A 14,426-nucleotide genomic window follows, 5' to 3' on the forward strand; every position below is an offset into this window, starting at 1 on the left:
GTCATCCCCTTAGCTCTGCTAAACGAGCGATCACTTTATCCCGCTTATCTGCATAATCGGCAAGCTTTGCTTTTTCTTCATCAATTACTTTGGCAGGCGCCTTGGCTACAAAGCCTTCATTACCAAGCTTTTTCTCGATCCGCTCCACTTCACCACGAAGGGATTGAAGCTCTTTTTCCAAACGTGCCAGTTCCTGTGAAATGTCGATTAATCCAGCAAGCGGAAGATACAACTCGGCACCTGTAAGGATTCCGGTCATTGCCTTATCTGGGTTCACCAGAGTGAGACTAATCTCCAACAGCGAGGTGTTGCTGAATCTGCGAATATATTCCTCATTACGCTGCAAGATAACCAAAGCATCTTCGTTTACCGGTTTGATCAGCAATTCGATTTTTTTGCTCATCGGCACATTAACCTCAGCTCGAATATTACGAACCGTACGGATCACATCCATAAGCAAGTTCATTTCCTGAACCGCATCAGCGGCTTCCCACTCCGCATTATAAAGCGGCCATGCAGCTAGTGTAATGGTCTCCCCTTCATGCGGAAGATGCTGCCATATTTCCTCGGAAATGAAAGGCATAAACGGATGAATCAGGCGCTGTGTCTGATCCAATACATAAGCAAGTACGGATTGCGTCTTTTTCTTGGCTACAGCATCAGTTCCATATAAGGACAGCTTACTGAATTCAATGTACCAATCGCACAGGTCATCCCATATAAAGCTAGTTAACAGACGCCCGGTTTCACCAAATTCGTAGGTGTCGATCAATCGGGTTACATCGCGTACGGTTTCGTTCAAGCGGTGTAGAATCCAGCGATCAGCCGTTCCTAATTGACCGCTCAGATCAATGTCCTTTACCGTGAAGCCGGTCAAATTCATCAATACAAAACGCGAAGCATTCCAAATTTTATTGGCAAAATTACGCGCCTGCTCGACCTTCTCCCAACGGAAACGCAGATCCTGACCCGCTGTGGAACCTGTTGACAGCATAAAGCGCATCGCGTCAGCACCGTATTTTTCGATAACTTCCTGCGGGTCTACACCGTTGCCCAAAGATTTGGACATTTTTTGACCATCCTCAGCGCGAACCAAGCCGTGGATAAGCACATCCTTGAACGGAATTTGATCCGTAAATTCGAGTGCTGTAAAGATCATTCTAGACACCCAGAATGGAATAATATCATAACCCGTAACCAGCAAGCTCGTAGGATAAAAGCGGCTCAAATCTTCCGTTTCATCCGGCCAGCCCAATGTAGAGAATGGCCACAGCGCAGAGCTGAACCAGGTATCCAGTACATCCTCATCCTGACGGATCGTGCCGCCGCCCGCACGGACGGAAGCTTCAGCTTCACTGTGGGATACGAATATTTCTCCTGTTTCATCGTTGTACCATGCCGGAATTCGATGACCCCACCACAGCTGACGGGAAATACACCAGTCACGAACGTTTTCGATCCATTGCAAATAACTTTTTTCGAAGCGTTCCGGAACAAAATTAGCGCCTGTTTTCGAATTTTGCGCGGCAATCGCCTGCTCAGCCAGCGGCTTCATTTTTACAAACCATTGTGTGGACAAGTATGGCTCAACAATAGCTCCGCTGCGCTCACTGTGGCCGACTTGATGGACGTGATCCTCAATCTTCACCAAAACCCCGGATGCCTTCATATCAGCAACAATTTGCTTACGGCATTCGAAACGGTCCAAACCTTGATAAGGTCCAGCCTTATCGTTCATTGTACCTGTAATATCCATGACCAATATTTGCGGCAAATCATGGCGCTTGCCCACTTCAAAGTCATTCGGATCATGAGCAGGCGTAATCTTTACAGCTCCGCTTCCAAAATCCTTATCCACATATTCATCGCCAATAATCGGAATCTCGCGACCGACAAACGGCAGGACGAGTACCTTGCCAATCAAATGCTGATACCGCTCGTCCTCCGGATGCACGGCAACAGCAGAATCACCCAGCATCGTTTCCGGACGTGTTGTGGCAACGACAATAAACTCATCGCTATCCTTGACTGTATATTTCAAATGGTACAGATGACCCTGTACTTCCTTGTGTTCAACTTCAATATCCGATAAAGCGGTCCGTGCTGCCGGATCCCAGTTAATAATATAGTTGCCGCGATAAATAAGGCCCTTTTCGTACAGCTTGACGAATACTTCACGAACTGCCTTAGACAGCCCTTCATCCAGAGTAAACCGCTCACGGGAATAATCCAGCGAGAAGCCCATCTTAGCCCACTGCTGGTGAATCGAATCCGCATAATGCTCCTTCCACTCCCACACCTTTTCCAGAAACTTTTCACGCCCCAGATCGTAGCGGGTAATGCCTTCCTCACGAAGCTTCTGCTCGACTCTGGTTTGTGTCGCTATCCCGGCATGGTCAGATCCAGGCAGCCAGAGTGCATCATAGCCTTGCATTCTCTTGGTGCGAATCATAATATCCTGCAGTGTGCAATCCAGCGCGTGCCCAATATGCAGCATACCTGTTACGTTCGGCGGGGGAATAACGATCGTATACGTCTCGGCGTCCTTACGCTGCCCTGCTTTAAAATATTCGCCTTTCAACCAGTACTCGTACCATTTCCTTTCCGCTTCCTTCGGATCGTAGGTCGTCGGCATTTCCGTTGTTTTTATTTCTTCCATCGCGGGTTCCTCCATTATCCATACTATTCGTCCATTACTTGCAGGCTGGACTGGGCCAGTATTTACCTTCTACCCATCCACTGCACTTTCATAGGCAACAAAAAAATCCCTTCGCCGCAAAGGACGAAAGGATCTGCTTCCGTGGTACCACCTTTATTCCGCATATGTAAAAGGCTTGGGCTGACAAATTACTGCCCACTATGCGGCACTTCAACAGATAACGGCTGATACCGGCAGCATCTATACGCAAACCAAGCATTCAATGAACCATACGAAATGGTACTACTGAACTCTTGGACCTGCCTTTAATACTGCAACTCCAGGGCGACTTCGGCAAGTTACATCCTACGGAACCTCTCAGCGTAACAATTCCGCTCTCTGATGGGTTAGCTGCCTACTATTCCCTTTCCAAGTTATTGAAACATATGATTACATCTATGATAAACAACATTACCGATGGAGTCAATAACATATCCGTCTATAAACCAAGGGTTTTATCCTCATTATAACCAAAAATGCCCGATTCAAACCCTTATTCCGGTTTGATCGGGCATTTTCATTTACTTGGGTATATAGACGATTTGTCCTACGGAAACTTCATGCTCAGCCAGTCGATTGAACAATGCAATTTCACGTGGATTTAATTCATAGCGCTTCGCAATGATTTCCAGGGTTTCTTCCTTTTGTACGATACACAACCGAACGCGGCGGAATTCCTGCTTTTCACTTGTTGAGCTTAGCAGCAGCTTCTTCCATTCCAATCGATCGCTCGGAGGGGGAGCACTCTGTGCTGCCTCCGATTCAGCTAATCTTTGCTCTGCTTTGACGGACGAGGAGCTTTGCAGCAAAGAGGTCAAACCGATTGGTTTTACAGGTTGAGAAGGCGAGTCAGACGTCTTCCCGTTAAAAGCAACTCTTGGCTCTATCTTCTCCTCTGCCGCATTGCTTGCGTAGCTATCGGCCTGCTGATTCTGAAATACATCAAGGGCTTCATCGCTTTCGTCCTCGAGCCATACCTCCTCTTCCTCGTCTCCACCATCCGTCAAGCCACTTAAGTCATCCGGTGGATCATTGTAAGCTGAAGAAGGCGAACGCTCTTGAGCAGGCTGGGTATAATCAGCTTCAGTTGTTATCGGTATGGAGGTTTCTGATCTGGCAGGTGTAGGCGCCTCATGTACAAAAAGCACCTCCTCCGAACTATGATTCCAGATCTCATCAGCACTTGGAGCTACAATGACTTCCTCAAGCCCATTCAATGATAACACTCCTGTAATGTTGAGGCTTCGGGCTGAAAGAATATCAACATCAAAGTTCTCAATTTCAACGGCAATATCCTCAACACGATGCACCCGGTTCAACGGCAATGTAATTTCTACCGGAATCAGGTGCTCCAACGTACGATTCACGGCATCCTGCTCATCTACATAGGTGCCGGATAGAAGCAAATTACCTCTTAGAAGAGCCTGATCCCCTTGAGGCACAACCTGAATATGGGGAACCAGCTCCACATCCTCCAATTGTTTAATGCCGGCAACTCCCTCAGACAAATGCACCCGCTCATAAATATCGAACCGCAATCCATTTTGCTGCTCAGCCAATATCTTGTCCTCCCTCCGAAAACTAAATCTTGCAAACCGTATTCATCGGTTAATCAGTTTCAGTTGTCTTTAGATTTATATGGTTTTCGGGGGATAAGCATGACTATATTTTTTGAAGTGCCGTATACAGCCTTTGAAAATCTTCCGGCCAGGGTGCTGTAACACTGATGTGCTCGCCAGTCAGGGGATGTTCAAACGATAAGCTTTCGCCATGCAGAGCCTGTCGATTGATTCCACTAGTGGGACCGCCATATAAGGTATCCCCCCATATTGGCAGCCCGATGTGGCTGAGATGAACACGAATTTGGTGAGTTCTTCCCGTTTCCAGACGAAGTCGGACAAGCATACCATGCTCCAATTGCTCAACAATCTCATAGTGGGTCACCGCCCGATCTCCAGTCGCGGATACGCGTCTTCGTGCTGAATGATGCCGGTCTTTACCGATAGGCTCGTCTATAGTCCCTGACAAAAGGGCTGATTGTCCTTGTACGATCGCAGCATAGCAGCGCTGTATCGATTTATTTCTCATGTCTTCATCCAGAATCAGCTGCGCCCATTCATGCTTGGCATACAGCACAGGGCCTGTCGTATCCTCGTCCAGACGATGAATGTGCCTCACCTTGCACTGCTGTCCGGTGCTCTCATAGTAAAAGGCAACAGCATCAGCCAAGTTCGTCTGTTCACTGTCTTTCCTTGATCCATCTCCATGTACTCTCATACCTGCCGGCTTGTGGACAACCATACAAAAATCGTCCTCATACAACACGTCTAAAGGCGCCCATACCGGCATATCCTGTAGGGGTTCATTCGGAAACAGCCTGAGACGAACGCGGGGTCCTTTTATTGCTATGCCACCGCTTTTGATCAGCTTTTTCAAAAAAAGCTCGGGCAATCGGATATAATTCCCGAGATCAAGCTCTGTTTCCAGAGGTTCTGGCAATAACAGCTCCAGCCACTCCCCCTTTTTGTTCCAAGACTTCCTCACGGCTTCCGCACCTTCTTCATATAAATAACACCGTAAGCCACAAGGCCTCCGAAGACGAGTAAAAAACCAAACATGACGACCAAGGTTTCCAGTGTAATCCCGTACAGACTGTATTTATCCACGCAAATATCGCCTCAATTCACAAAACTTTATATTTCATTGTAGCAAATTAATAGGAGGAGTTCTATTAAACCACCAAATTATATGATAGAATAAATAGTATTTATTGATTTTATTTTGAACTTGGGAGAGGACTACACATTGAGTAATGCACTACAATTTTTCCAATCCACCCGACAGCAGCTTCGTGATTGGAGTTGGTTCAAGCGTTCACTATTGGGATTTACGATACTGACCTTTATGGTTTCCAGTTTTATGTTTTTAACACCACTTGGAACGGAAATGCGCATCTGGATGGCCAATACCGTCATTATTACCCAGCATCGTGATTGGGCCTGGATATTTGTAGGAACAGAGCAGCGTGACAGCATGCTTCAAAAAATGCGACAGTTTATCGAAGAAAATGCCGAGGAAAAGCAGCAGTTTAATATGGTTACAGTTCAATCTACCTCTGCGGTCACTCGCAAGAATCGAACTATCGATGAGTTAATTAAAGTAGAAGACGTCTCTGGAACGTTCTGGAAGGGCAAACGGATGTATGTGTATGATCCCAAATCGATTCGTCTCATGACCCCAGCGAAACCAGGTGAAGGTGAAAAAATCTCTTCCATGGTAAAACGCACTGGCGCTGTAGCCGGAGTCAATGCCGGAGGTTTTGACGATCCCGAGGGCTTAGGTAATGGCTTTGCTGCTATTGGGGCTGTTATCTCCGGTGGAGAAGTGATTTATACGGACCAGGATAGCAGTGTCGCACAGCATATTGTTGGCTTTACCAAGGAAGGTACACTCGTCGTCGGTAAATATAATATGTTTGAATTACAAGAAATGGGTATATCCGAAGCTGCCTCCTTTTATCCGCGGGTTATTGCCAATGGAAAACCACTTCCTATCAATGACATTAGCCGTGCGCCACGGACCGGAGTTGGTCAAAAAGCGGATGGAACCGTCATTTTTATCGTCGCTGACGGCCGCTCGACTCAAAGTGTTGGAGCGACGTTGAAAGAAATTCAGGAATTGTTCCTTGCGGATGATGTAGTCAACGCAGGCTTCCTTGATGGGGGTGCCTCTTCCGAGCTGGTTGTGAACGGCGAGTTGGTCACCAAACCTTCCAGCCGTTACGGTGAACGCAGATTACCGTCCGCTTTTCTCGTCTATGATCATCCTGAGGATGCCGTAGCCAACCGGGTTTGGGATGGCTTATCTTCAATCAATGCCGGCGGTGCTTTCGATCACCCTGACTTTTTGAGAGAGCAGGCTGAGCTTAAAGCAAAAGCCAAAAATAATCCGGCACCTGTGACAACACCAACGCCAGCCAAAACAACAGATACGGAGCAGACCAAGACTCCTGCTGCAAATACTGGAACCAATAAGCCATCCGGCACCAACGAGACTACGAAGCCTAACACGCAAACGGATGCGACCAAGCCTTCACAAGGCACAGACAACAGCAAAACAACACCTCCTGCTACTAATCATGGTACCAAGGATACTGGCAAAGATACGACCACGCATCCTAATACTCAGCAAGGTGGTAATGGTAATCCGGTAACAACAGATCCAATTAAGCCAGGTGAGAGTAATCCGACAGGAGCAGGAGCTGCTGGAGGCACAACGAATCCGGCCTCTAATAATCCATCACCTGCGACGGGTGGAACTAATCAACAGGGGCAAGGAGCCCAATCAGGAACGGGCGGCAGCTCTGCACCCAATGCTAATACGACTCCACCTGCTGGAAGCGATGCTTCCAAAAATACGCCGACAACAAACGACACTTCGAAGAACACACCTGCAACAAATGATGCATCCAAGAACATACCTGCAGCAAATGATGCATCCAAGAACACACCTGCAGCAAGTGATGCTTCCAAGAACACGCCTGCCGCTGGGGATGCATCGACTAAAACCAACACACCAGTGAGCACACCTCCTGCCTCACCAGCAGCTCCTTCTGGAGGAGCAACCGGAGGTTCAACAGAAACCACTACAACACCTGTTAAATAATGAAAAAAGGATCGACGCTCGCATTCATTCAACGAGCGTTGATCCTTTTTATTTAGGCTATATTAGTTACAGCTGTTTCATAATAGCATGATGGGCCGCAATAGTCTGTTCGATATCTTCGTCAGAATGCACAGTTGACACAAACATACCTTCATACTGGGAAGGTGCCACACTCACCCCATGGTCAAGTAAAGCAGCAAAGTAACGATTAAATCGCTGTAGATCCGACGTCTTGGCTGTCTCGTAATTCGTCACCTGTTGATCTGTAAAGAAAGGGCAAATCATCGAACCGACACGATTGATTGTGCAGGCTATACCGAATTCTTTTGCATTGGAGATGAATCCAGCCTCTAATCGAGCCGCTTTGCGCTCCAGCTCCTCATAAACTCCAGGTTGGCCTAACAAGCGAAGCGTAGTGTAGCCAGCAGCCATAGCTAGCGGGTTGCCGGATAAGGTTCCAGCCTGATAAATAGGACCGCTTGGCGCTATCATTTCCATGATATCACGTCTGCCACCATATGCGCCTACCGGTAAACCTCCGCCGATGACTTTGCCCAGACAGGTAAGGTCCGGCTTGATTCCATAAAGGCCCTGAGCGCTGCCCAAACCGACCCGAAAGCCCGTCATGACTTCATCAAAGATAAGCAGACTGCCATAACTCGTTGTAATATCCCGAAGGCCCTGTAGGAAGCCTGGCTGAGGCGGTACAACCCCCATATTTCCTGCAATCGGTTCTACGATGACAGCGGCGATTTCCTCACCGTATTTTTCAAAGGCAAGACGGATGGAATCGAGATCATTGTAAGGGACCGTAATGGTATTAACAGCAACGCTCTCCGGCACTCCTGGACTGTCGGGCAATCCGAGAGTGGCTACGCCTGAACCGGCTTTAATCAGCAGCGCATCTGCATGACCGTGATAGCAGCCTTCAAATTTCAAAATCTTCGGACGGTTCGTATAGCCTCTGGCTAACCGCAAAGCACTCATCGTTGCTTCGGTACCGGAGTTGACCATTCTTACCATGTCGAGAGAAGGAATTCTTTCAATGACCAGCTTGGCCATACGTGTTTCCAGCTCGGTCGGCGCGCCAAAGCTAGTCCCTAATTCAACAGCGCTTTTAATCGCCTCTACGACTTCGGGATGGCTATGGCCAACAATTAGCGGCCCCCATGAGCCGATATAATCAATAAACTCATTTCCGTCAATATCGAATACTCTCGAACCCGCTCCCCGCTCCATAAACAACGGGGTTAAACCTACGGATTTAAACGCGCGAACCGGGCTATTAACGCCTCCCGGAATAAACTGCTTGGCTTCAGCAAAAGCCTTGGATGAACGTGAATCGTCGCGTTGGGTTGGTTTCAATGTCATGCCCCTCTCTTTACGATAAATTGTCTTGAAAATCAATAAAAATCGATATATAATTATTCGAACTGAAAGTAAAATCGGACTATTTTCCGGCAAACGAAGCGGGGGGAAACAATGATCGACTTTTTGCGCAAGGTGCCCTTATTTTCCAGTCTCAATGCTTCCCAATTAACGATCATTTCCAATATTTGCTCCAAAAAAACGTTCAAAGCCAATACTGTTTTATTTCATGAAAAAGAGCATGGCTCTGCATTCTACATTGTTTTCAGCGGCTCTGTAAAAATTTATACAGCAGCAGCATCCGGTGAAGAAAAGATTCTCTCCCTGTTCAAAGCAGGCGATAGCTTTGGAGAGCTCTCATTGATTGATGGCAAGCCGCGTTCGGCTTCAGCTGAAACTTTGGAAGACAGCGTGATGATCGCACTTTCTGGACCTAACTTTTTGGAGATGTTAAAATCCAACTTCGACATTTCGCTCTGTATTATGCAGGAGCTGTGTAATCGCCTTCGCGACACGAACCAGCACGTTCATGATCTTACCTTCCTGGATGCAAGGTCAAGAGTCATCAAAAGCCTCATAAAGCTTGCCAACAAAAATGGTATTCGCTCAGGCAGCATCGTAACGATCAAGATGATGCTTAATTATGATGAGGTTTCCCAAATGGCCGGTGTACAAAAGCCTATCCTGATGCAGGTTATCCGCGACTTTCAGGAAAGACAAATATTGACCTTTCTCGGCAACGAAATGAAGCTTGATCTTGCCAAGCTGCGAGGCTAGAATTTCGATCTTGCTTGCCAAATACATATCGATTCATGATTTCAGTAAAGGCCCGATTCAGAATCGGGCTTTTTGCGTGCATATGTCCAGGTTTAATCTTTATTTCTTCACACAAAGCGAATAAACCGCATCACTCAACGTCTCCATATACAAGGGATCGGTATTAAGTGAAGCCGTACGCTCCACATGCATTTCCAGCTCCTGAGCTACCTGTTGGGCCTCAATATCAAGATCGTACAAAACCTCCAAGTGATCAGATACAAAGCCGACCGGACACACAAGGACGTTGCGGATCTGTTCTTCCTTTACTACAGTTCGCAAAATATCAAGAATATCCGGTCCAAGCCAAGGTACTCCCGTACGACCCGCGCTTTGCCAGCCAAACTGCCAATTCGTAATACCTGTTTGTGCCGCAACAGCTCGCGCAGTTTCAAGCAATTGCTCTGTATAAGGGTCACCTGTTCCAAGAATGCTTTCAGGTAAGCTGTGTGCTGTAAATACAACACGAATATCGGACTTTTCTATACCATCAAAACGCTGCAGTGCATCATTGACACGTAAAGAGAGCGCATGGATAAGCTGTGGATGCAGATGGTAGCTTTCAACAAATTGAATAGAAAGTCCGAGCTCATCAGCCTTGTCTCGTGCCCGTTTGATATAGCTGCCAACGCTCATATGAGAGTAATGAGGGGCGAGCACGATACCGACAGCCTGCTGAATGCCATCCTTGACCATCTGCTCTACACCATCTTCAACATACGGCTCCGCATGTTTCAAGCCCTGATAACAGACAAAAGAGTAATCGGAATGATCAGCGTTCAACCGTTCCTCCAGTGCCTTTACCTGCTTATTCGTATTTTCTCTGAGCGGAAAAAATCCACCGACAATGGCTTCATAGCGATCAGTTAAATCCTTGAGCTGTTCGGCAGTAGGCGGTCTTCCTCTGCGGATATGTGTATAATACGCCTCCACCTGATCCAAGCTCTCAGGCGTCCCGTATGACATGACCAATACACCAATTCGCTGTTGCGACATTTTTATACACCACTTCCTTGCTTGGCTGCAGCCAAAGCGGATGTTGAATAAGAATGAACAAATTCCGTCAGCTCGTGTAATTTATCAATGGACGCTTCAGGAAATAAACCATGTCCGAGATTAAAAATATAACCCGGTTCTTGAATGCCCTGATCGATAATAAGCTTGGCTTGTTCCTTGATGACCGACATAGGCGCAGTAAGCACATAGGGGTCCAGATTACCTTGAACTGCGAATTTCGATCCCAGACGCTTACGTCCTTCCGGTACAGATACACGCCAGTCGAGACCAATGACGTCAGCCTCTACCTCTTGCAGAAAAGGCAGGAGCTCGCCCGAGCTAACGCCCGGAAAATAAATTTTGGGTTGATCCAGATGGTTAAGCTCGGCAAAAATACGCTTAATCGTAGGCAGTACATAATGTTGAAAATCTTTGGGAGATAGAGCACCGACCCAGCTGTCGAACAGCTGCACCGCTTTTGCACCGGCAGCGATATGGGCCTTCAAGTATGTAATGACCATGTCGCCCAGCTTATCCATCAATTGAAACCAGACCGCAGGCTCGCTGTACATCAGCTCTTTGGTCCGAATATAACTTTTGGATGGCTTGCCTTCTATCAAATAACTGGCGATTGTGAACGGCGCCCCTGCGAATGTAATCAAGGGTACTTTAAGTTCAGCAGCCAAAATCTCGATCGTTTTAATGACATGAGATAAGTCCTTTTCCACCTGGATCGGACGCAGCTTCTCCACATCAGCAGAAGAACGAATCGGATTATGGATGACAGGCCCGATATTTTTGACAATATCAAAATCAATACCAATCGAAGCGACTGGATTCATAATATCTGAATATAATATAGCCGCATCCACACCGAGCTTTTTCACTGGCATCAATGTCACTTCGGCAGCCAGTTCCGGCTGTTGACAAATTTCGAGCAAGCTGTACTTTTCCTTAATAACGCGGTAATCCGGATCGTAGCGTCCTGCCTGCCTCATATACCATACCGGCAGTGTATCTACCTCCTGCTTTTTACAAGCCTTGATAAATGTATCCTTGTAGCTCATCCGCTTTTCCTCATTTCCGTATACTCCCAAGAACTTTCCTTATGAAAAGTTGACCTCGCAAGCTTTAATTAATCTACTCATATTATGCCCTATTTAGCAGCATGTAACAACTGATTGCCCCTTCAGATTCCGACAAATGTATGACAAGGACGCACTTCATTCATAAAAAAGAAAGCCCTTCTCACACAACCGAGGCTGAATGGGAAAAGCTCCTGACTTCCTTATTGATCGTACGTAGTACCCGTGACAGTACTTTATTCACGCAGCCAGCGTGCAACATCCTTGGCAAAATAAGTTATGATAAGATCCGCTCCGGCACGCTTGAAGCCAATCATCGTCTCCATAATGATCGCACGCTCGTCGATCCAGCCCTGCATGGCTGCAGCCTTGACCATCGAATACTCGGCGCTTACGTTATAAGCGACAAGCGGCAGATCGAATTGATCACGCAGCTGACGAATGAGGTCCATATAAGCCAAGGCTGGCTTCACCATCAGAAAATCAGCACCCTCCAGCACATCGGACTGTGCCTCACGAAGCGCCTCACGTCCATTAGCGGGATCCATCTGGTACGTCTTGCGATCGCCAAACTGAGGAGCGGAATGAGCTGCCTCCCGGAAAGGACCATAGAACGCTGAAGCAAATTTAACCGAGTAGGACATAATCGGAATTTGATCATATCCAGCCTCGTCCAAACCTTGACGAATCGCATATACAAAACCATCCATCATATTGGACGGGGCAATAATATCAGCACCCGCTTCCGCTTGTGAAACCGCAGTACGTACCAGCAATTCAAGCGATTCATCGTTAAGCACATCAGCGCGCTGTTTCTGCTCGTCAAAATGCACGACTCCACAGTGACCATGATCTGTAAATTGACATAGGCACGTATCAGCAATCACAACGAGCTGCGGCTGAAGCTCTTTTATACGGCGTGTTGCTTGCTGTACAATTCCATGTGCATCGTAAGCGGAGCTTCCATGTGCGTCCTTGTGATCGGGAACCCCAAATACCAGGATCGATTGGATACCCAGGTCAACGATTTCCTGAAGCTCTTCCTCAAGCAAATCCAATGAATAATGATACACGCCGGGCATGGATGAAATCTCGTCCTTGATACCTGTTCCGTGCGTTACAAATATAGGATATATAAGATCATGAATCGTTACATTCGTTTCTCTGACCAAATTACGTAATGCAGCCGAGCCTCTTAATCTACGGTTACGAATAATTGGATAAGCCATATTCTTCTACCTCCCGTGATATATCTATTATCTCTAATTCTTATATAAACTGGCTACCAAGGATTCAACGGTCGCTTCTTCTGCTAAATAATCAATGGTTAGTCCGGCTTCAATGGCGGTTTGTGCAGTCATCGGCCCTATACAGGCGATTTGGCAATCCTTGATCAGCTCAAGCGGATCGTCCACACCCAATTCTTTTAAAGCATGGAACAAGTTAGTCACTGTCGAGGAACTGGTGAAAGTAATGATCTGCATCACCTTTTGCTCCAGCATTTCGATAATCTCTGCACCACCACATGTTTCAAGCACGGTTTCGTATACATCCACCTCTGTGATCTGCAAGCCTAATTCCTTTAACCTCGCCGGAATGTATTCTTTAGCAATATCAGCAGTTGGCAGCAGTACCTGTTGTCCTGGCTTCAATTGTTCCGCAATCGTTGCAAGCAGCTCATCTCCGTGAAACTTCGAGGGTAATAATTCAACAAGCAATCCCCGATTTCTCAGCGCCTCTGATGTCTTGGGACCCACGGCAGCAATCTTTGCTTTATACATTCTACGGATATCTATCTGTTGCTCACGTATAGCTTCAAAGAAATGATCCACACCGTTCACACTTGTGAATATCACCCAATCAAATTCCTCAAGACGCTGCAAAGCTTCTCCAAGCGCAGTACGTGCGGGAGCTTGAGAAGTAGCTTGAATTCGGATTACCGGAAATTCAACAGCTTCTCCACCCAAATCCTCAATCAGATTGGACAATTCACTCGCCTGACTTCTTGCACGAGTAACCAAAATACGTTTACCGAATAACGGTTTCTTTTCAAACCAGGCCAGCTTGTCGCGCAGCTTTACCACTTCGCCGACAATAATAACCGCAGGTGATTTGAAATTAGCAGCCCGCACTTTTTCGACAATATCAGTTAAGGTGCCTGTAATGGTCTCTTGATCCATCCACGTTCCCCAACGAATTAAAGCTACTGGAGTGGAGGTCTTTTTACCGCCTTCTATCAGCTTACTGCATATAGATTCGAGGTTAGCCACACCCATCAGGAAGATCAATGTGCCTGAAGCCTGCGACAGATTTTCCCAGTTCACTCCATTGTAGGTTTTATTCTTGTATTCATGTCCGGTTACTATGGAAAAGGATGAAGTAAAGTCGCGATGCGTCACCGGAATACCCGCATAAGCAGGAACAGCGATCGCAGAAGTAATACCAGGTATGATTTCAAAAGCTACCTCATTCTCAGCAAGCAGCTCTGCTTCCTCGCCAACCCGGCCAAACACGCTCGGATCGCCTCCCTTTAAGCGCGTCACTGTCTTGCCTTGCAGAGCCAGATCAACCAATAACTGATTAATTTCCGACTGCTTCATCATATGCTTATCTGGCAGCTTTCCGACGAATATTTTCTCAGCACCCGGCTTTATGTGCCTCAGCAGTCTTGGACTTGCCAGACGGTCGTATACAACGACATCGGCACGTTGTATTGCCTCTAATCCACGTACTGTGATGAGTTTAGGATCGCCTGGTCCTGCCCCTACAAGATATACGACTCCTTTAGACACTTCTTT

General features: G+C 47.0%; 11 protein-coding genes and 1 other annotated feature. Of the genes, 2 read left to right on the plus strand and 9 right to left on the minus strand.

What is annotated here, in order from left to right:
* Nucleotide 1 precedes the first annotated feature (1 nt).
* The 4 genes from LRL21_RS03565 to LRL21_RS45525 all read right to left on the minus strand — a co-directional run bounded on the left by LRL21_RS03565 (nucleotide 2) and on the right by LRL21_RS45525 (nucleotide 5,364).
* Nucleotides 2-2,659 carry a valine--tRNA ligase gene (locus LRL21_RS03565; RefSeq protein ID WP_275900577.1) on the minus strand — a complete coding sequence of 886 codons (2,658 nt, stop codon included), beginning with the start codon at nucleotides 2,657-2,659 and terminating at the stop codon, nucleotides 2-4.
* 116 nt (nucleotides 2,660-2,775) lie between these two features.
* Nucleotides 2,776-3,079: a binding site (T-box leader), on the minus strand.
* A gap of 140 nt (nucleotides 3,080-3,219) precedes the next feature.
* On the minus strand, nucleotides 3,220-4,257 hold the full coding sequence (locus LRL21_RS03570) for a LysM peptidoglycan-binding domain-containing protein (protein WP_240414386.1): 1,038 nt from the start codon (nucleotides 4,255-4,257) through the stop codon (nucleotides 3,220-3,222).
* A gap of 103 nt (nucleotides 4,258-4,360) precedes the next feature.
* Nucleotides 4,361-5,242 (minus strand): RluA family pseudouridine synthase, encoded by an 882-nt coding sequence (locus LRL21_RS03575; protein ID WP_240414387.1) that lies wholly within the window; start codon nucleotides 5,240-5,242, stop codon nucleotides 4,361-4,363.
* A complete protein-coding gene (locus tag LRL21_RS45525) occupies nucleotides 5,239-5,364 on the minus strand; it encodes a hypothetical protein (protein WP_275900578.1) in 126 nt (41 codons plus the stop codon). Before LRL21_RS45525 ends, LRL21_RS03575 begins: the two co-directional genes overlap by 4 nt.
* Before the next feature lie 139 nt (nucleotides 5,365-5,503).
* Between LRL21_RS45525 and LRL21_RS03580 the strand changes: the two genes are divergently transcribed.
* Nucleotides 5,504-7,363 carry a phosphodiester glycosidase family protein gene (locus LRL21_RS03580; protein WP_240414388.1) on the plus strand — a complete coding sequence of 620 codons (1,860 nt, stop codon included), beginning with the start codon at nucleotides 5,504-5,506 and terminating at the stop codon, nucleotides 7,361-7,363.
* 66 nt (nucleotides 7,364-7,429) lie between these two features.
* Here LRL21_RS03580 and hemL read toward each other — a convergent pair whose 3' ends face one another.
* A complete protein-coding gene (gene hemL, locus LRL21_RS03585; RefSeq protein WP_240414389.1) occupies nucleotides 7,430-8,734 on the minus strand; it encodes a glutamate-1-semialdehyde 2,1-aminomutase in 1,305 nt (434 codons plus the stop codon).
* 111 nt (nucleotides 8,735-8,845) lie between these two features.
* On the opposite strand from hemL, the gene LRL21_RS03590 reads away from it, so the two are divergent.
* Nucleotides 8,846-9,508 (plus strand): Crp/Fnr family transcriptional regulator, encoded by a 663-nt coding sequence (locus LRL21_RS03590; protein ID WP_240414390.1) that lies wholly within the window; start codon nucleotides 8,846-8,848, stop codon nucleotides 9,506-9,508.
* A gap of 99 nt (nucleotides 9,509-9,607) precedes the next feature.
* Here the strand turns inward: LRL21_RS03590 and hemH are convergent, their stop codons facing one another.
* From hemH to cobA, 4 genes are all read right to left on the minus strand, one after another.
* Nucleotides 9,608-10,543 carry a ferrochelatase gene (hemH, locus tag LRL21_RS03595; RefSeq protein ID WP_240414391.1) on the minus strand — a complete coding sequence of 312 codons (936 nt, stop codon included), beginning with the start codon at nucleotides 10,541-10,543 and terminating at the stop codon, nucleotides 9,608-9,610.
* A gap of 2 nt (nucleotides 10,544-10,545) precedes the next feature.
* Nucleotides 10,546-11,610 carry a uroporphyrinogen decarboxylase gene (gene hemE / locus LRL21_RS03600; protein WP_240414392.1) on the minus strand — a complete coding sequence of 355 codons (1,065 nt, stop codon included), beginning with the start codon at nucleotides 11,608-11,610 and terminating at the stop codon, nucleotides 10,546-10,548.
* 254 nt (nucleotides 11,611-11,864) lie between these two features.
* Nucleotides 11,865-12,857 (minus strand): porphobilinogen synthase, encoded by a 993-nt coding sequence (hemB, locus tag LRL21_RS03605; protein WP_240414393.1) that lies wholly within the window; start codon nucleotides 12,855-12,857, stop codon nucleotides 11,865-11,867.
* A 33-nt stretch (nucleotides 12,858-12,890) separates the two neighbouring features.
* Nucleotides 12,891-14,420, minus strand: coding sequence for a uroporphyrinogen-III C-methyltransferase (gene cobA / locus LRL21_RS03610; protein WP_240414394.1), 1,530 nt, complete (start codon nucleotides 14,418-14,420; stop codon nucleotides 12,891-12,893).
* Nucleotides 14,421-14,426: the final 6 nt, after the last annotated feature.

The organism is Paenibacillus periandrae (genome assembly GCF_022458865.1).
GTDB classification, from domain to species: Bacteria; Bacillota; Bacilli; order Paenibacillales; family NBRC-103111; genus Paenibacillus_S; species Paenibacillus_S periandrae.

Bases quoted from the DNA above. Each gene is read 5' to 3' on its own strand.
- hemL (WP_240414389.1), bottom strand. From the start codon at position 8,734: ATGACATTGAAACCAACCCAACGCGACGATTCACGTTCATCCAAGGCT.
- hemB (WP_240414393.1), bottom strand. From the start codon at position 12,857: ATGGCTTATCCAATTATTCGTAACCGTAGATTAAGAGGCTCGGCTGCA.
- hemE (WP_240414392.1), bottom strand. From the start codon at position 11,610: ATGAGCTACAAGGATACATTTATCAAGGCTTGTAAAAAGCAGGAGGTA.
- LRL21_RS03565 (WP_275900577.1), bottom strand. From the start codon at position 2,659: ATGGAAGAAATAAAAACAACGGAAATGCCGACGACCTACGATCCGAAG.
- LRL21_RS03590 (WP_240414390.1), top strand. From the start codon at position 8,846: ATGATCGACTTTTTGCGCAAGGTGCCCTTATTTTCCAGTCTCAATGCT.
- hemH (WP_240414391.1), bottom strand. From the start codon at position 10,543: ATGTCGCAACAGCGAATTGGTGTATTGGTCATGTCATACGGGACGCCT.